Here is a 17,831-nt window from a genome sequence, read left to right as displayed (position 1 = left end):
CCCCGAACCGCGCATCCGCATGGTTCGGGGTGACTTTCGTTGTGCGCACGCGATCGGCGCCGGCGATCGGCGCGGGCCGCCGCGCGGCGGGGCGCCCGCGTCAGGCGGCGAGCAGGCCCGCCGTCCGCAGGTCGTCCCAGAGCGCCTCGGGCACCGTCGCGGACGCTCGAGCGACGTTCGAGCGCACCTGCTCCGCCGACTGCGCACCGAGGGCGATCGCCCGGACGGCAGCCGCACGGCGCGGGAACGCGAGCGCGGCCTCCGGCAGCGTGACACCGTGCCGCTCGCACACGTCGGCGATCGCGTTCGCCCGTTCGACGAGCGACGTCGGCGCCACCGCGTAGTCGTACGTCGCCGAGGCGTCCGGCCGGTCCCGTCCGAGCAGCCCCGAGTTGTAGACGCCGACCGCGACCACGGCGACCCCGAGGTCCTCGCACCGTGCGACCAGCGACGCCGCCGGCTGCTCGAGCAGCGTGTACCGGCCGGCGAGCATGACCACGTCGCACATGCCGGTGGAGACCGCCGCCTCGAGGGCCTCGACGGAGTTCGACCCGACGCCCACCGCCCGGACGACCCCCTCGTCCCGGAGCTCGACGAGCGTCGGCAGCGCCTGGGTCAACCCGTCGCGCAGCGAGTACACGTCCGGGTCGTGCAGGTAGGCGATGTCCACGCGGTCGAGCCCGAGCCGCCCCAGGGACTCGTCGAGGGACCGCCGCACGCCCGACTGCGAGGGATCCCACTGCCGGACCAGGTCGTCCGGCACGGCGAACCCGCCGGAGTCCAGGTCGTCCCCCGCGCCACGCCCGGGCACGAGCAGGCGTCCCACCTTCGTCGACACCAGGTAGTCGGACCGCGGCCGTTCGGCGAGTGCCGCTCCGAGCCGCCGCTCGGACAGCCCGAGCCCGTAGTGCGGCGCAGTGTCGAAGCCACGGACCCCGGCCTCCCACGCGGCGTCGACCGTGGCCCGCGCCTCGTCGTCGGACACCTCGCGCAGCAGGTTGCCGATCCCCGCACCACCGAACCAGAACGGTCCGCGGTCGAGGTCCGGGGCCGTCACGCGTCCACCTGGTCCGCGAGCGACCACACCCGGGGGATGCCATCGTCGTCGCCGGAGTAGTCGTCGTCCGCCTCGAGCAGCGGGTTCACGACCGCCTGCCAGTCGGCGTTCACGGGGTCGTCGGCGAGCGCCCTCCGCATCGCCCGGTAGTCGTCGACCTCGACGAGGTGCACGAGGTCCTGCCCGTCCCGCCAGATCGTCCAGTCCTGCACGCCGGCCGCGCGGAGCCGGGCCGCCAGCGCGGGCGGGACCGAGGCGTGCACGCGTTCGTACGCCGCCTCGCTCCCCGCCCGCAGCCGGGTCCTCGTCAGGATGCGCTGCATCAGTCGCGCAGGAAGAGCTCGACCACGGGCACCGCCACGTCCGGCCGGACGATCGGCAGGGTGAGCGTCAGCGTCCCCGCGGGCTGTCCACCGAGGCCGGTGTTCTGCGCCCGGGTGCCGGGCGCGATCTCGCGGTAGTGGATCTCCGACGCGTCGTTCAGGAGCTGGGCGTACTCGACCCGGCCGGCGAGGTCGGCGAGGTGCACGTGCTCGAACGGCCACGTGAAGAGGTGCAGGTACAGCCGGTTCCCGTTCTGCGTGTACACGGTGCCCGCCGGTGCCCGGAACGACGACGGTCCAGCGCCGTACACCGACCGCGCGTGCTGGTGCATCCACGTGCCGATCCCGGCGAGCGCCGTCCGTGCGACCCCGTCGAACTCGCCACGACCGGTCGACCCGACGTTGAGGAGCATGTTCCCGTTGTTCGAGACCCCGTCGACGAGCATGCGCACGAGCAGGTCGGTGCTCTTGACGTTCAGGTTGTCGCGGTCGTACCCCCACGAGCCGTTGAGGGTCTGGCAGGCCTCCCACGGCACCTGCACGCCGTCGACCTCCATCGGCTTGTCCGGCTGGTACTGCTCCGGCGTGACGATGTCCCCGGGCAGGTCGAGCCGGTCGTTGACGATGATGCCGGGCTGGAGCCGCTTGGTCAGCGCCAACAGCTCCTCGGACCCCCAGTCGTCGCGGCCCTTGCCGCCCCAGATGTCCTCGTGGTCGTTGTCGCGGTACGAGAAGTCGTAGAACAGGTAGTCGATCCGCCCGTAGTCGGACAACAGCTCCGTCACCTGCCCGTGCAGGTAGTCCCGGTAGCGCGCCATGTCCCGGCCCTCGTTCAGCGCGGCGATCGCCTCGTCGCCGTCGTCCCGCCTCGGGTGCACGCCGTCGATCGTGAAGTCCGGGTGGTGCCAGTCGATGAGCGAGTGGTAGAACCCGACCCGCAGTCCCTCGGCGCGGACGGCGTCGACGAACTCGCGCACGATGTCGCGGCCGAACGGGGTGTTCGTGGACTTGTAGTCGGTCAGTGCGCTGTCCCAGAGCGCGAAGCCCTCGTGGTGCTTCGTGGTGAGCACGACGTACTTCATGCCCGCCTCACGTGCTCGTCTGGCCCAGTCGGCGGCGTCGAACAGGTCCGGGTCGAAGTGGTCGAAGTACTTCTGGTAGTCGGCGTCGGTGATCCGCTCGCGGTTCTTCACCCACTCGTGCCGTGCCGGCAGGGCGTAGAGCCCCCAGTGGATGAACATGCCGAACCGGTCGTGGGTGAACCACGCGGGCAGCCCGGAGGGGTCGGTCGCGGTCTGCGGCTCTGCAGGTGCGGTGATGGTCATGTGGCCAGTGTTCCTTTCAGGAGTACAGCACGTCACCGGCCGCCGAGGCCGCTGGTGACGATGCCCTTGACGAGGTGCTTCTGCAGCAGGACGAGGAGGATCACGGTGGGGAGCATCGAGATCACCGAGGCCGCCATCACGAGGTTCCACTCGGACCCCTGCTGCCCGAAGAACTGCTGCAGGCCGAGCGGGATCGTGCCGTGGGCTTCGACGTCGTTGACCACGACGAGCGGCCAGAGGAACGAGTTCCAGTAGGAGATGAACGAGAAGACCGCGAGCACGGCCATCGTCGGCCGGGCGAGCGGCAGCATCACCGAGACGAAGGTCCGGATGGCGCCGGCGCCGTCGACGCGTGCTGCGTCGTCGAGCTCCTGCGGCACGGTGAGGAAGAACTGCCGGATGAGGAACGCGCCGAGCGCCGTGAACGCCCACGGGACGATGAGCGCCTGGAAGGTGTCCACCCACCCGAAGCCCTGCATCATCACGTACATCGGGATGACGAGGACGTCCTGCGGGATCATCAGCGTCACGAGGAAGAGCAGGAACACGGTGTTCCGTCCCCGCCAGCGCAGCCGCGAGAACGCGTACCCGGAGAGCACGGCCACGACGACGTTGATCACGGTGCCGGCAGCCGCCACGAAGATCCCGTTCAGGATGAATCGGGCGAACGGCAGGTAGGTGAACGCCTGGACGTAGTTGTCCCACTCGAGCGAGCGTCCCCAGAGCGTCGGCGGCGTGGTGAACACCTGGTCCGCCGGCTTGAGGCTCGTCGCCACCATGTAGATGAGCGGCGAGACGAAGAGCAGCGCGACGAGGCAGAGGAGCGCGTAGCCGATCGCGTGCCGGAGCCGTCCGGGCCGGGGTGCCGAGGCGGTCCGGGGCACGGACCGCGGGTTGACCGTGCGGTTCGACGTCGTGAACCCGGTCGTGCGGGGCTTGGTCAGCTCACTCATAGTGCACCCACCGCTTCTGCCCGAGGAACTGGACGGCCGTGATCCCGAGGATGATGACGAACAGCACCCAGGCACCGGCGGAGGCCAGCCCGAGCTGCTGGTTCTGGAAGCCCGTGTTGTAGATGTACTGCACGAGGGTCTCCGTCGCCGTGCCAGGTCCGCCCTTGGTGAGGACGAACGGCTGCACGAACACCTGGAACGAGGTGATCAGCGTCATCATCGTGGCGAAGAACACCGACGGCGAGATGAGCGGGAACTTGATCGCCCAGAACGTCTGCCACGCGTTCGCGCCGTCGAGCTGCGACGCCTCGATCTGGTTCTCGGGCACGGCGTCGAGGGCCGCCGAGAAGATGAGCATGTTGTACCCGAAGCCCTGCCAGACGCTCATGGCGACGATGGCGAGCATCGCCCAGTGCTCGTCGGCGAGGAAGTTCGGCGCGTGCACGCCGACCGTCGACTGCAGGGAGGCGTCGATCGCGCCGCCCGGCTGGTAGAGCATCCGCCAGACCACGACGTTCGCGACGATCGGCGTGATGGTCGGGATGAAGAACAGCACGCGGAAGACGTGTCGACCGGCGATCCGCGGCGTCAGCCAGGCGGCGAGCCCGAGCGACACGACGAGGTTGAGCGGCACGTACAGCACGACGAACAGGGCCGTGTTGAGCGTCACCGTCCGGAACACCGGGTCGGCGAAGAGCCTGGCGTAGTTCTCGATGCCGGCGAAGCTGCGCTCGCCGAGCATCGGCCAGTTCATGAAGCTGACGACGAGGGAGGCGATGATCGGGAACGCCGTGAAGACGACCAGCCCGATCGAGTGCGGCGCGGCGAAGGCGGCGCCCCACCACGAGCGCCGACCGACGACGCCGTCGGCGTCACCGCCCTTGGGCCGGGGCGTCGCGGTGCCCGTCGCGACCGCGGTCGCGACGGCGGGGGCCGCCGGTGGATCCTGGATGGTGGTCATGCGACGACCTCCTCGTCGTTCGCGGGTGCTTGCTGTCGGGGTGGCGGGCTGGAGGCGCGGGGCGGGGTCGACCCGCGCCTCCAGTCCGTCAGTCGGTCGCGTCGGTCACTGCGTGCCGAGCTGGCCGGCGATCGAGGACATCGTGTCCTTGCCGGACGTCTGTCCGTTGACCGCCTGGAGCGCGTACTGCGTGAAGAGCTGGCCCAGCTGGTCGCTCTGCTTGTTGCCCGGGAGCGGCGAGGACTTGGCGAGGGCCGCCTTGAGCGCGGTCTCGGCCCCGTCGATGCCGGCGCTGGAGTACCACGCGTCCTGCGCCGCGGTGCGGGCCGGGAAGGCACGCCCCTGCTCGGCGAGGGACGTCAGGACCTTCTCGCTGGTCATCGTCTGGACGGCCTTGAACGCCTGCTCCGGGTACTTGCACTGCTTCGAGACGCCGAAGCCGGAACCGGCGGCGAAGGTCGACGGGCCCGAGGTCCCGGCCGGCAGCGTCGTGACGCCGAGGTCGAACTTCACCTTGGCCTTCTGGCTGATCAGCGACCACGGACCGTCCGTGTACATCGCGACCTTGCCGGCGGCGAAGTCGTTGCCGGGGGTCGACGCGTCGGACGACGCCTGGGTCGCGTAGCCCTTCTTCACCAGGCTCGCGAGCCAGTCCAGGCCGTCCGCGAACTTCGTGTCGGTGGCGTCGATCTTGCCGGCCTTCGTGATCACCCGGCCGCCGTTGTAGCCGTAGATCATCGACTCGAGGTTGAGGTCGCCCACGGTCGAGCCGAACTCGGTGATGCCCTTCGCCTTGAGCGCCTCGCCGGCCTGCTCGAAGTCGTCGGTGGTCCACCCGGGCTCGGGGTCCGCCACGCCGGCCTGCTTGAAGAGGTCCTTGTTGTAGAACATCAGGATGGGCCCGGTGTCGTACGGCAGACCGTAGAGCTTGCCGTCGACCTTCATGCCGTCGAGCGCCGTGCTGTCGTACGCCGACAGGTCAAGGCCGTCCTTCTTCGCGAGGTCGTCGAGCGACAGGAGCGATGACGTGTAGTTCGCCGCGCGGAGGGACTGCATGCTCACGATGCACTGGGCGCTGCCGGCGCTGAGCTGCGTGCTGAGCTTCGTGAAGTAGTTCTCGAACGGGGCGCCCTGGATCGTCAGGGTGATGCCGTCCTCGCTCTTCACGGTGTCGGCGACCTTCTGCCAGGCGGCCTTGTCCTCCTTCCCGGCGATCCACATGGACCAGGTCATGGCGTCCTTGGACTGGCTGCCGCCGGCACTGCTGCCGGAGGAACAACCAGCGAGGACGAGCGCGGTGGCGGCGGCTGCCGCCAGCCCCGCGACGATTCGGCGTCGGTGCATCGGAGTCTCCACTTCGTCGTGGTGATCAGGGTGAGGGTCGGTACTGGAGGGACGTGGTGCGGGTCAGGGGCGTCGGACGTCGCGATCGGGGTGCGTCAGGCGACGCGGACGGCGTCCGGGACGGTCGCGTCGACGGCGGCCCAGACCGGGCCGTCGGGGAACGCGTGGTCGTCGAGCGTGGCGGCGTGCATCTCGGTGCCCGCGCCGGGAGCGGTGGGCGGCCAGTAGCGGCCGTCGTGCACGTCGACCGGTGTCACGAAGTGCTCGTGCAAGTGGTCGACGAACTCGATGCAGCGGGTGTCGAGGTCTCCGGTGAGCGCGACGGCGTCGAACATCGAGAGGTGCTGCACCGCCTCGCACAGACCGACCCCGCCGGCGTGCGGGCAGACGCGGACGCCGTACTTGGCGGCGAGGAGCAGGATCGCGAGGTTCTCGTTGACCCCGGCGACCCGCGTGGCGTCGATCTGGAGCACCGACATCGCGTCCGCCTGGATGAGCTGCTTCGCGATCACGCGGTTCGCCATGTGCTCCCCCGTCGCCACCGGGATCGGTGCGATGCGGCGGGCGATCTCGGCGTGTCCGAGGACGTCGTCGGGGCTCGTGGGTTCCTCGACCCACGCGATGTCGAACGGGCGGAGCCGCTCGATCCACGTGACCGCCTCGTCGACGTCCCAGCGCTGGTTGGCGTCGATCGCGATCCGGATGTCCGGACCGACCGTGGCGCGGGCGATCCCGAGCCGTCGGACGTCCTCGTCGATGTCCCCGCCGACCTTGAGCTTGATCTGGGTGAAGCCCTCGTCGACGGCCTCGCGGCAGAGGCGGGCGAGCTTCTCGTCGTCGTAGCCGAGCCAGCCGGGGGTGGTGGTGTACGCGGGGTAGCCCTCGTGCTCGAGGCGGCGTCGGCGCTCGGCACGGAGCGGCACGGCGGCCTCGAACAGTTCCCGTGCGTCTGCCGGGGTGATGGCGTCGGAGAGGTACCGGAAGTCCACCAGGTCGACGAGCTCGTCCGGGCTGAGATCGGCGAGCAGCGCCCAGAGCGGCTGCCCGGCGCGCTTCGCCCGGAGGTCCCAGAGGGCGTTCACCACGGCGCCGATCGCCATGTGCATCACGCCCTTCTCGGGCCCGAGCCACCGGAGCTGCGAGTCGTGGACGAGCGTGCGCCACGTCCCACCCATGTCCGCGAGGACCGACTCGGCGTCCGCGCCGACGACGTGCTCGCGGAGGGCGGCGATCGCTGCTTCCTGCACCTCGTTGCCGCGGCCGATCGTGAAGACGAAGGCGGTGCCGACGTGCCCGTCCAGGGCGTCGGTCGCGATCTCGACGTAGGCGGCGGAGTAGTCGGGCGCCGGGTTCATGGCGTCGGATCCGTCGTGGTCCCGGGAGGTCGGGAACCGGACGTCGCGGACGCGCAGACCGGTGATGCGGCTCATCGTGTCTCCTACCCGTTCGGTCTCCGTCGACCGAACGGACTCATCGAAACATCCGATGTCTCTGCTGTCAAGATCCAATTTCTGGTCGTTTCAGCCACGATGCGCGGTGAGTGATCGGATGACAGCACGCGACAGCACACAGACAAACAGGAGGCGCGGTGCGGTTCGGACCCGCACCGCGCCTCCTGTCACGGCCGCCACGCCGCTGGCGCGTCGCGCCGGAACCGGCCGGTGGGGCCCACCTCCTGGACGTGGTCGCGCTGCTCAGCCGGCGGCGAGCCGCCCCATCTCCGCGACCACGCCGCGGAGCCGGTCCGCGAGCTCGTCGCGGGACGCGACCGAGAACCGGTGCGCGACCTCGATGACGGCGGCCATGACGAGCGTGACGGCGGTCCGCGCCGCCTCGGCGTCGGTGCGTGCGGCGGCGACCTCGACGATCGCCGACCGGGCCTCGGCCATCCACTGCAGCATCGTCGGGACCATCTCGGGCCGCGCCTGCACGAGCGACTTCATCCGGCGGCGGTCCTCGGGCAGGGTCACGGTCTGCGCGACGAGGTCGCAGAGGTCGGACACGAGCGTGCCTGCACCGGCGAGGAAGGTCGCGCGGGCAGGGTCCGGGACGGTGGTCGCGGGGAGGCCGAGGGCGGCGTTGCCCTTGGACGGGAAGTAGTTGAAGAACGTGCGGGGCGAGACGCCGGCGGCGGCGCAGATCTCCTCGACCGTGACGCCGGCGAGCCCGCGATCGGTGACGAGCTCGAGCGCGGACCGGTGGATGGCGGCCCGGGTCTGCTGCTTCTTGCGCTCCCGCAGGCCGCTGTCGCCGGGGGCGGGGGCTTCGGTGGTGGTCACGTGGTGGCTCCTCGGACGGACGACGGGGCCTCCCGCGGTGGCGGGAGGCCCCGTGCGGCCTAGCGGTCCGACGCGCCCCGCTGGACGGGGATCGAACCGGTGACGGGAGCGGTCGGCGAGCCCATGGTGTCGGCGGCCTTGACCGCCTGGACCTCGAGGTCGTCAGCCGTGCCCTCGTTGTCCGCCTGCTCCTGCAGGGCCGAGCTCTTGCGGAGCGGCGGCGCCTTGAAGAACCAGCTCAGGACGAAGGCGAGCAGGATGACCGCGAAGCCGACCCAGTAGACCGTGACGGCCGACGAGTTGAACCCGGTCATGAACGGTCTGGTGAGCGCGGCGTCTGCACCGTTCAGGTAGGACGTGTCGCTCGTCTCGCTGCTCGACGCGCCCTTGTCGCTCGTGCCCTTGTCGATCTGCTTCGACAGTGCCGGGGCGAGGTCGTCCACCCAGTACGTACGCTGGGCCGAGTCGGACCAGTCGACGACGAGCTTGCCGTCCTGCACGGACGCGTGGGCCTTGTCGGCGGCGGCGGTGAGCGCCTGCTGCTGCACGGCCTCGGGAGCGCCGGCCGTGGCCTGGGTCACCTGCGCGGTGGCCTGGTCGAGCCCGGACTGGACCTGCTGCTTGATCGGGGTGACGATCGGGTTCCAGATCTGGTCCATGACGCCCTGGTTCGCCTCGGCGCTGGCGACCGTCGGGTTGAGCGCCGCGTCGAGTGCACCGGTCAGGTTCTTCTGGTCGGCCGTCGCGTGCAGGATGTTCGCCGGCATGATCGAGAACAGGACGCTCAGGAGCACCGCGGTGCCCAGCGTTCCACCGATCTGGCGGAAGAACGTCGCCGAGCTGGTCGCCACGCCCATGTCACGCGGCTGCACGGAGTTCTGCGAGGCGAGGGTGATGCTCTGCATGAGCTGACCGAGGCCGAGCCCGATGAGGAACATGCCGATCATCAGGAACCAGAGCGGCTTGTCGATGGTCATGAACGTCAGGACGACGTAGCCGAGCGAGACGAGCGCGGTGCCGATCACCGGGAAGATCCGGTACTTGCCGGTGCGGGCGACGATCTGGCCGGAGGCGATCGACGCGATCATGAGCCCACCGATCATCGGCAGGGTCGCGAAGCCCGACTCGGTCGGGGTGAGACCCGTGACGATCTGCAGGTACAGCGGGATGGTCAGCATGGCGCCGAACATCGCGAAGCCCACGAGGAAGCCGAGGATCGTGGCCATCGAGAAGACGCCCGAGCGGAAGAGCTTCAGCGGAATGATCGCGTCGTCCTTCATGAGCGTCTCGATGACGAGGAAGGCGACCAGCCCGAGGGCACCGATGACGTAGCAGGCGATCGCGGCGGCCGAGCCCCAGCCCCAGGTGCGGCCCTGCTCGGCCACGAGCAGGAGCGGGACGAGGGTCACGATGACCGAGGTCGCGCCCCACCAGTCGATGCGCGGCTTCGCCTTGGCGTCGCCGAACTTCGGCAGGTGCAGGAACGCGATGACCATGAGGAGCGCCGCGACGCCGATCGGGACGTTAATCAGGAAGACCCAGCGCCAGCCGGTGACGCCGAGGATGGTCGACGCACCGGAGAAGAGCCCGCCGATGAGCGGACCGATGACCGAGGAGATGCCGAAGACGGCCAGGAAGTACCCCTGGTACTTCGCACGCTCGCGGGGAGCGAGGATGTCGCCCATGATCGCGAGCGGCAGGGACATCAGCGCACCGGCACCGATGCCCTGGAAGGCACGGAACGCGGCGAGCATGATCATCGACGTCGACATGGTCGAGAGCAGCGAGCCGATGATGAAGACCGCGATGCCGAAGATGTAGAGGGGACGACGGCCGAAGACGTCGGAGAGCTTGCCGTAGATCGGTGTGGTGATCGTCGACGCGATCAGGTAGGCCGTGGTGACCCAGGCCTGCTGGTCGAGACCGTGCAGGTCGTCGCCGATGGTGCGGATGGCCGTGCCGACGATCGTCTGGTCGAGCGACGAGAGGAACATGCCGGCCATGAGGCCGTATATGACGAGGAGGATCTGGCGGTGCGACATGATCGGCTTCCCCGGCTGGCCGGCCGGGGAGCTCTGTCGTCCGCGCGACACCTCGACGGGTGCGGTGGCAGTAGACATGGGGGTCCTTCAGGGGTGCGTGTGGTGGTCGTGGTCGCGAGGGACGCCGGGGCGTCGTGGCGGGCCGATGGCGGCGGGTCAACCTTGCAGACGCTGCAACTTTACACCATGAGCACCTTTGCTACCTACGCAATCTTTCCCGTTGTGCATGTTTGTGAACGCCTCCTCAGGTACCGTGGGCCGCATGGGGCGGACGACGTGGACCGATGTGCCGGCAGTCCTGCGGGAGCGCATCGAGACGGTGCTCGGGGGTGCGGTGGCGCGGGCCGAGTCACAGGCGGGTGGGTACTCCCCCGGTGGCGCCGACCGGGTGGTCACCGCGCACGATCGACGAGCCTTCGTGAAGACGCTCTCGCGGTCGCGGAACCCGGACGGCTTCGGGATGCACGAGCGTGAGGCCGAGGTCATGGGCCACCTGCCCGGTTCGGTGCAGGCGCCTCGGCTGATCGACACCGTGCGCGAGACCGTCGACGGCGACGACTGGATCGCCCTCGTCATCGAGGACGTGGCCGGACACCACCCCGGCACGGCGGGCGACGGGTCTGACGTCACCGCCGTGCTCGACGCACTCGACACGCTGCCGACCGCCACCGGGACGCTCGCACGGCTCCCGCGCGTCGCGGACGACCTCGTCGAGGACTTCGGCGCCTGGGACCGGATGGCCGCTTCAGGCTTCCCCGACGTCGTCCCGGCGCACGTGGTCGCCGCTGCCCCTGCGATGGCGCGGGCGGCACGCGACGCCGCGGCGGCCGTCGACGGAGGATCCCTGGCGCACGTCGACTGCCGCGCCGACAACCTGCTCGTCGACGCGGACGGTGTCGTCTGGGTCATCGACTGGCCGTGGGCGGCCGTCGGCGCGCACTGGCTCGACCCGCTCACCTACCTGCTCGACGTGCTGGTGCGCGGCGAGGACGCCGACGTCGAGCACCACCTCGCCAACCACCGGGTGTTCGCGGGGGTGCCGGCGTCGAGCGTGGACGCGGTCCTCGCCGGGCTCGCCGGGACGTTCTTCGAGAAGGCGTCCCGCCCGGCGATCCCGCACATGCCGACGCTCCGGGACTTCCAACGACGCGAGGGGCTGGCGGCCGCCGAGTGGCTGCTGCGACGGTGGGGAGGACTGCCGCCGGGGGAAGAACCCACGTACCCCGCTGTCCAGGAAGCGTGACCCGGTCGAGCGTACCGTCCCGCACATGACTGACGAGCACGAAGGCCAGCGTCCGGAAGACGACGCTGCGCGGCTCGGACTCGTCGTCGTCGGCGAGGCAGCAGCACTGCACTCGGGCGACGAGGCGGCCCTGGACGCGAGCGAACAGAACATCCGCGACACCATCGACGAGATGATCGACGAACCGTTGACCGAACGGCAGGAGCAGGTGGTCGAACGACTGGCGTCGGCCGGGGGCACGCTCACCGCGGGCCTCAGCGGTGCCCTCGCCGCGCAGACCGGCCGGAGCGTCGACGACGTCCTCGAGGGAGCCGCCCGCAGCGTCGTCTGGCAGCAGCGTCTGGCGGACCAGCGCCGGGACGGACACGACGGCTTCGGTGAGCGCGAGGACGCCGGCGGGCCGCAGCGCGACCGCCGCGACGACGACGGGCGCGACGAGGACTGACCCCCGCCGCGCCCGCACCGGACGACGGATCGGCTACTCGGCCGCCGCGGACTCCTGCTCACGCACGACGGCGCGGGCTGCGGCCTGCCCCGTCGTGGTGCTCTTGACGATGTCGCTCAGCGTGAAGCCGGCCGTCGTCCCGAGCAGGGCGTCGACCTCGCTGAACTGGCTGACCACGCTCTTCGAGAGTGCTCCGGCACCGTCGGAGGACACCACGGTCAGCTTGTCGATGTTGCCCATCGGCGCCGCGAGCTCACGGGCGATGCTCGGCAGCGTCTCGATCGCCTTCACCCGGAGGACCGCCTCGGAGTGCTGGGCGAGCGCGTCCGCCTGCGCCTTGGTGGCGTCGGCCTCGGCCTGGCCCTTGGCGCGGATGGCGTCGGCGGCGGCCTCCCCCTCGGCGCGGGACGCGTCGGCCGCGAGCTTGCGCGCCTCGGACTCGGCCTGGGCCTCGGCGGCGATCGCCTCGGCCGAGATGCGTCGGGCCTCTGCCTGGGCACGGGCGGTCTCGACCTGGGCAGCGGCAGCCGCCTCGGCCTCGACGCGGGTCTTGCGCGCCTGTGCCTCGGCCACCGCGGAGACCTCGGACTCGAGCTCGGCACGGCGGAGTTCGGCACGCTTCTGCGCGGTCAGCTGCTCCTGCTCGACGACGCCCTGCGCCGCGCGGGCCTGGGCGAGCGGGCCGGCGGCGGCGGCTTCGGCGGAGGCACGGTCGGCGTCGAGCTGCAGCGCGGCCCGACGGATCGCGAGGGTGTTCTCCGCCTCGGCGATGGCCTGGTCGGCCGTGGCACGGGCCTCACGCGCTTCGCGGTCGGCCTGGGCCTCGGCGTTCTCGGCCTCGAGCCGGACCCGCGCGCGCTCGGCACGTCCGAGGTCGCTGATGTAGTCGTTGCGGTCCGAGATGCCCTTGATCTCGAACGAGTCGACGTCGAGTCCCTGGCTGTGCAGGGCGTCCTTCGCGACGTCGAGCACGGCGACGGTGAGTTGGTCGCGGTTGCGGATGATGGTCGACACGTCGGTCGCACCGATCGAGGCACGGAGGGAACCGGACAGGACCTCGCGCGCGAAGTCGTCGATCTTCTTCTCCTGGCCGAGGAACCGCTGCGCGGCGGCCCGGATCGACGCGTCGGCCTCGCCCACCTTGACGAGCGCCACGGCCTCGACGTCGATGGTCACGCCGCGGGAGTCCTGCGCGTTCACGTTGATGTCGATCGCGCGCGAGCTCAGCGAGATCTTGGCGACGCGCTCGAAGAACGGTCGGACCAGGACACCGGCGCCGAGGACGACCTTGATCCCGGACTCGACCGTCTCGGTGCCGTCGGGGTTCTTCACCTTGCGGGAGCGCTTGCCGGTGATGATGAGCGCTTCGTCGGCGCCGGCGTTGCGGTAGACGAGCTTCGCGTAGATCAGCACGATGACCGCCAGGACGACGACCCCCACGACGATCAGCGGGACGGCTCCGAGCGCGAACAGGACTTCCATGACTCCCCCTCGTGGAACAGGCCGCAGCCTGGATTCCGCATCTGTTGTTCCGTTGGCTCCCATCGTAGGAGAACGCACGGACAGACGGGAGGCGCGGTGTGGGTCGGACCCGCACCGCGCCTCCTGGACGGAGTCGCGTCAGCGCCTACGCGCCCGCACGCCACCAGTCGTCGAAGGGCGTCGCCGGGACCTGGCGCTTGTGCTCCGTCGCCCGGTAGCGCGACTCGATCGCCTCGGCGACCTCGATCGGCACGTCGTGGCCCTGCAGGTACGCGTCGATCTCGGCGTACGACAGCCCGAGGTTCGCCTCGTCCGTCTGGCCGGGCGTCTCGTCGAGCAGGTCGGCGGTGGGGGCCTTCTCGTACAGGCGGGCCGGGGCGCCGAGGTGCTCGAGCAGCTGCCGGCCCTGGCTCTTCGACAGCCCGGTGAGCGGGGTGAGATCGACACCGCCGTCGCCGTACTTCGTGAAGAAGCCGGTCACGGCCTCGGCCGCGTGGTCGGTCCCGACGACGAGGAGCCCCCGCTGCCCGGCGACGGCGTACTGCGCGACCATCCGCATCCGGGCCTTGACGTTGCCCTTCACGAAGTCGCTCAGCTCCACGCCCGAGGCCGCGGTGTCCTGCACGACCCCGTCGACACCGTGCTCGATGTTCACGGTGATGCCCGGGTCGGCCGCGATGAACTGCAGCGCGAGCTGGGCGTCGTCCTCGTCGGCCTGCACGCGGTACGGCATGCGGACGGTGGTGAACTCGGCGGGGTGCCCCTCGGCGCGGAGCGACTCGACGGCGAGCTGGGTCAGGCGCCCGGCGAGCGTCGAGTCCTGGCCGCCGCTGATCGCGAGCAGGTAGCCCTTGGCACCGGTGGTGAGCAGGTAGTCCCGGAGGAACCCGACGCGACGGGCGATCTCCTGCTCCGGGTCGATGGTCGGCTGGACGTTGAGGTCCGCTGCGATGGCGGCTTGGAGTTCACGCACCACCCCAGTATCCCGCTGCATCCGCCGCGTGCACAGGGTTCAGTGGACGCGATCCGCGCCGACCGGACGGATGGTGTTGTCGTGGTCGGCCCCGATCGCGCAGGTGCAGACGACGCCGATGGTCTCCTGCGCCCGGGTGAGGACGAAGCGTTCGACGTGCGGGGGCCCGACGTGGCGGTCGAGCGGGTGGGTGTCGTGGTCGTGCACGGTGGTCCTCACGTCGCGGTCGGAATCGGTCGGAAGCGGTCGGGATCGGTCGGAAGCGGTGGATCGGGTGCGGCCGGCCGGGAGGGGCCGGCGGCGGGACGAGGGGTGCCGGCGCGGTGGTGGCCCGAACCACCACCGCACCGGCGGGACCGCGGCGACCCGAACGCGCCGCGGTCCCGGAAGACGGGCGCGGGTGCCCGCCGGCGCCCGTCCGGGTCAGGCTCGACGCATGCGCCGCGCGACGAGCGTGCTGCCGCCGGCCGCGAGGAGCAGCCCGGCGAGGAGCAGCAGCGGCAGGAGCTCGGCACCGGTGTAGGCGAGGCTCCCGGCCCCCGCGCCGTTGCCGGCCGCACCGGCACCGGCACCGCCGGCACCGCCCGCACCGCCGGGGCCGCCTGCGCCGCCGGGGGTCCCCGGCGTACCCGGCGTGCCCGGCGTACCCGGGTCGGTCGGGTCGACCGGTGCTGCTGCGACCGCGAAGGTCACCGCGGCGGGGTCGCTCACGAGCGTGCCGATCGTCTCGACCGCCTCGGCCTCGTGGTCACCGACGGCGACCCCGGGGAACGTGACCGTCCACGTGCCGTCCTCGCCCGCGACGGTCGACTGCGTGCCCTCGTCGTCACCGTCGAGCGTGACGTCGACGTCGGCGCCCGGCTCCGCGGTACCCGTGACCGGCACCGAGGTGGTGTCGTCGTCCGCCGGGACCGTGTAGTCCGTCCCGTCCTCGGGCGAGGTGATGGCGATGCCCGCGAACGGGTCCGCCTGCACGGTCGCCGTCGCGAGGTCGACGGTCGCCAGGTCCGCCGCCGGCAGGAGCTGCACGCGGACGGCCCGGACCGTGGTGGCCCCGGTGTCGTCGGCGGTCGGCTCGGTGAACGCCGGGGCGGTCTGCGAGTTGATCGTGACGGAGACGAGCTGGTTCACCACGTCGAGCAGCGGGTCGAGCGCCGTGACGGTCGACGTGATGGTGGTGAGCAGGGTCTGCACGGTGTCCGCCACGAAGTCCCCGCCGAGCACGTCACCGAGGATGCCGGTCAGCGCCGGAACGATGGTCGAGTCGAGCAGCGGCTGCAGCAGCGGGTCGAGCGTGCCGAGCACCGGGCCGAGGATCCCGTCGCCGGTGACCGTGAGCGTGGCGCCGTCACCGGTGCCGAGCAGGTCCCCGACGGTGGTGTCGACCGTGAGGGTCAGCCCCGCCACGTCGGCTCCGAGCAGGTCGACGCCGGTGTCCACGACGAGCTGCACGTCGGCGACGTCCAGGGCGTTCGTGAGCGTCGTGGTGAGGAGTGCCGGCAGCTGCTCGGTCAGGATGTCCGAGATCGCGCCGGTGATCTGCGCGTTGATCGTCGCGTCGTCGAGCAGCGTGGTGTTCGCCGGCAGGTCGTTCAGCGTGTAGAGCTGCGCGAGGTCGATCGTGACCACGCCCGAGGACAGGTCGATCGTGACCGGCCCGTCGGTGAGCGGCTGCTGCGTCACGGTGGCGAGCGCACCCTGCAGGTCCACGTCGGCGGTGAGCTGGGCGGTGGTGTCGTCGAGCGTCAGGACCCCGAGCCCGAGGGTGTTCACGGCGTCGGTCACCGGGTCGAGCAGCGCCGCGGTGAGGTCGGTGGTGAGACCGTCCTCACCGATCGCCGCGTTCACGGTGTCGTCGGTGGTGCCGAGCGTCGTGTCCAGCGACGTCACGAGCTGCTGGACGGCGGGGCTGACGAGCCGGACCTGTGCGCCGGCGACCTGGTAGTCGGTGGTGACGTCCGGAGCGCCGAACGTCCGCGTCGCCTCGGCCCGGGCGGACAGGGCGCCGAGCCCGACCGAGAGCTCGCTCACGATGCCGTCGACGTCGAGGTCGCCGAGCAGCGGGGTGAGGTTCACGGTGGCGCCGGCGCCGGGGGTGCCCGGACCGACCTGGATCGCGCCGTCCGCGCCGACGGCTCCGGCGGCCGCGACCGCCGAGGTGGTGTCCGTGCTCGCGACCTGGCCGGCGACGCCGACGTTCACGAGACCGTTCTGGCCGAGCAGCTGGATGCCCCCGGGGACGTTGATCCCGATGCTGTTCAGCACCGAGAGGTCGAGCGGGTCGGACTGCCCGGCGGTCGCCCCGCCGGGAGCGGTCGCGCCGAAGGACCCGGCGAGCGCCGCGACGCTGTCGAGGTCGACGGAGCCGCTGCCGGAGAGCAGACGGCCCTCGGCCTGGGTCGCGTCGGTCGCAGCGGCGTGTGCGGGGAGGGTTGCTCCCCCGATGATCACGGCCGCGACGGTGGCCGTGGCGCCCGCGCGGAGCGCGAAGCGTGTTGCAGTGCGTGGCATGGTGCCTCTTCCTCCAGGCGGAGGTCGTCCGCCTGCTGATCCATCCCCCGCTGGTGGGGCGGGAGATCCGACGGGCGCGCTGGTGGGGCGGCCCGGAGTCACGTGTGCGCGTCGTGCTGCGCGCGGGCGCGGCTATCCGGGGTGATCACCCCCGGCGAGGCGGGGAGCGGTGCAGGCAGCGTTGACGGACGGGCGCATCGATCGTGCGCGCATCGTTCGTCCTCGTGCCATGTCCTGATCCCCCCGGGTGGGCTCGGCGGCGTCGTCGAGCTGAGGATGAGCGGTTGGTGAGACCGCGTTTCCTGTGCAATCTACAAGGGGGGTCCCCCGTCGTGGCGATACCCCCGTTCGGGGCACGCCGTGAACGGATCAGTTCGAGTGTTGACAGTTAGAGGTCGAACGGTTAGCGTTCTGAACATGACGCAGCAGGCACCCCGGTTCGACACGCCCCTCCAGCAGATGCGCTGGATCGGGTGGGCGCAGCGCAAGGCGGCCGAGGAATGGGTCCGCGAACGCGACCTCACCCAGGAGCAGAGCTTCGTGCTCGGGTACCTGCAGCACACGCCCGGCGCGATCCAGCGCGACATCGCCGACATCACCCGGACGAGTGCGGCCAGCGTCTCGAGTCTCCTGCAGGGACTCGAGCGCCGCGGGCTCGTCGAACGCCGGGCGGACGCCGAGAACGCCCGGACGAAGCGCGTCTTCGCCACCGACGAGGGGATCGCCCTCATCGCCGGCTTCGAGGACGCCATGATCGCGCTCGACGACGTCCTGCTCGCGCCGCTCGACGCCAACGAGCGCGCCACCCTGCAGGAGCTCCTGCACAAGGTGACCGCGGAGCTGCCGGAACCCACCCGGTGACCTGACCCGCGCCTCCAGGCCCGTCCAGGAGG

General features: G+C 71.0%; 16 protein-coding genes. 3 read left to right on the top strand and 13 right to left on the bottom strand.

The features are described from left to right. Nucleotides 1-100 precede the first annotated feature (100 nt). The 9 genes from ACEN8D_RS14015 to ACEN8D_RS13975 form a co-directional block, all read right to left on the bottom strand. Nucleotides 101-1,057 carry an aldo/keto reductase gene (locus ACEN8D_RS14015; RefSeq protein WP_495601042.1) on the bottom strand — a complete coding sequence of 319 codons (957 nt, stop codon included), beginning with the start codon at nt 1,055-1,057 and terminating at the stop codon, nt 101-103. After that, nucleotides 1,054-1,380: an L-rhamnose mutarotase gene (locus ACEN8D_RS14010; RefSeq protein ID WP_309777021.1), complete on the bottom strand. Its 327-nt coding sequence runs from the start codon at nt 1,378-1,380 to the stop codon at nt 1,054-1,056. The genes ACEN8D_RS14015 and ACEN8D_RS14010 overlap by 4 nt, the downstream gene beginning before the upstream one ends. After that, on the bottom strand, nt 1,380-2,705 hold the full coding sequence (locus ACEN8D_RS14005) for an alpha-L-fucosidase (protein WP_413399615.1): 1,326 nt from the start codon (nt 2,703-2,705) through the stop codon (nt 1,380-1,382). Before ACEN8D_RS14005 ends, ACEN8D_RS14010 begins: the two co-directional genes overlap by 1 nt. 32 nt (nt 2,706-2,737) lie before the next feature. Continuing rightward, complete coding sequence (locus tag ACEN8D_RS14000) at nt 2,738-3,658, bottom strand: carbohydrate ABC transporter permease (RefSeq protein WP_413399616.1); 921 nt, start codon at nt 3,656-3,658, stop codon at nt 2,738-2,740. Then, complete coding sequence (locus ACEN8D_RS13995) at nt 3,651-4,619, bottom strand: carbohydrate ABC transporter permease (RefSeq protein WP_495601041.1); 969 nt, start codon at nt 4,617-4,619, stop codon at nt 3,651-3,653. Before ACEN8D_RS13995 ends, ACEN8D_RS14000 begins: the two co-directional genes overlap by 8 nt. 105 nt (nt 4,620-4,724) lie before the next feature. Beyond that, nucleotides 4,725-5,963, bottom strand: coding sequence for an ABC transporter substrate-binding protein (locus tag ACEN8D_RS13990; RefSeq protein WP_254790869.1), 1,239 nt, complete (start codon nt 5,961-5,963; stop codon nt 4,725-4,727). A gap of 95 nt (nt 5,964-6,058) precedes the next feature. Beyond that, complete coding sequence (locus ACEN8D_RS13985; protein ID WP_413398732.1) at nt 6,059-7,393, bottom strand: enolase C-terminal domain-like protein; 1,335 nt, start codon at nt 7,391-7,393, stop codon at nt 6,059-6,061. Between the two features lie 264 nt (nt 7,394-7,657). Next, entirely contained in the window at nt 7,658-8,242 is a 585-nt protein-coding gene (locus tag ACEN8D_RS13980; RefSeq protein WP_413399565.1) for a TetR/AcrR family transcriptional regulator, read from the bottom strand. Between the two features lie 59 nt (nt 8,243-8,301). After that, a complete protein-coding gene (locus tag ACEN8D_RS13975) occupies nt 8,302-10,362 on the bottom strand; it encodes an MDR family MFS transporter (RefSeq protein WP_413399566.1) in 2,061 nt (686 codons plus the stop codon). A 184-nt stretch (nt 10,363-10,546) separates the two neighbouring features. Between ACEN8D_RS13975 and ACEN8D_RS13970 the strand changes: the two genes are divergently transcribed. Both ACEN8D_RS13970 and ACEN8D_RS13965 read left to right on the top strand, forming a co-directional pair. After that, on the top strand, nt 10,547-11,527 hold the full coding sequence (locus ACEN8D_RS13970; RefSeq protein ID WP_413399567.1) for a hypothetical protein: 981 nt from the start codon (nt 10,547-10,549) through the stop codon (nt 11,525-11,527). A gap of 25 nt (nt 11,528-11,552) precedes the next feature. Then, on the top strand, nt 11,553-11,972 hold the full coding sequence (locus ACEN8D_RS13965) for a hypothetical protein (protein WP_413399568.1): 420 nt from the start codon (nt 11,553-11,555) through the stop codon (nt 11,970-11,972). A gap of 33 nt (nt 11,973-12,005) precedes the next feature. Here the strand turns inward: ACEN8D_RS13965 and ACEN8D_RS13960 are convergent, their stop codons facing one another. The 4 genes from ACEN8D_RS13960 to ACEN8D_RS13945 all read right to left on the bottom strand — a co-directional run bounded on the left by ACEN8D_RS13960 (nt 12,006) and on the right by ACEN8D_RS13945 (nt 16,938). Beyond that, on the bottom strand, nt 12,006-13,454 hold the full coding sequence (locus tag ACEN8D_RS13960; RefSeq protein WP_070417837.1) for an SPFH domain-containing protein: 1,449 nt from the start codon (nt 13,452-13,454) through the stop codon (nt 12,006-12,008). A gap of 145 nt (nt 13,455-13,599) precedes the next feature. Beyond that, nucleotides 13,600-14,427, bottom strand: a complete 828-nt coding sequence (gene nadE, locus ACEN8D_RS13955; RefSeq protein WP_139199207.1) for an NAD(+) synthase — start codon at nt 14,425-14,427, stop codon at nt 13,600-13,602. A 39-nt stretch (nt 14,428-14,466) separates the two neighbouring features. After that, nucleotides 14,467-14,646 (bottom strand): hypothetical protein, encoded by a 180-nt coding sequence (locus ACEN8D_RS13950; RefSeq protein WP_070417835.1) that lies wholly within the window; start codon nt 14,644-14,646, stop codon nt 14,467-14,469. A 204-nt stretch (nt 14,647-14,850) separates the two neighbouring features. Continuing rightward, nucleotides 14,851-16,938 (bottom strand): choice-of-anchor G family protein, encoded by a 2,088-nt coding sequence (locus ACEN8D_RS13945; RefSeq protein ID WP_495601040.1) that lies wholly within the window; start codon nt 16,936-16,938, stop codon nt 14,851-14,853. Nucleotides 16,939-17,355: 417 nt separating this feature from the next. Between ACEN8D_RS13945 and ACEN8D_RS13940 the strand changes: the two genes are divergently transcribed. Beyond that, entirely contained in the window at nt 17,356-17,799 is a 444-nt protein-coding gene (locus ACEN8D_RS13940; RefSeq protein ID WP_309777034.1) for a MarR family winged helix-turn-helix transcriptional regulator, read from the top strand. Nucleotides 17,800-17,831: the final 32 nt, after the last annotated feature.

It is taken from the genome of Curtobacterium sp. Curtsp22 (genome assembly GCF_059492135.1).
This window is presented reverse-complemented; position numbering and strand designations above follow the sequence as displayed.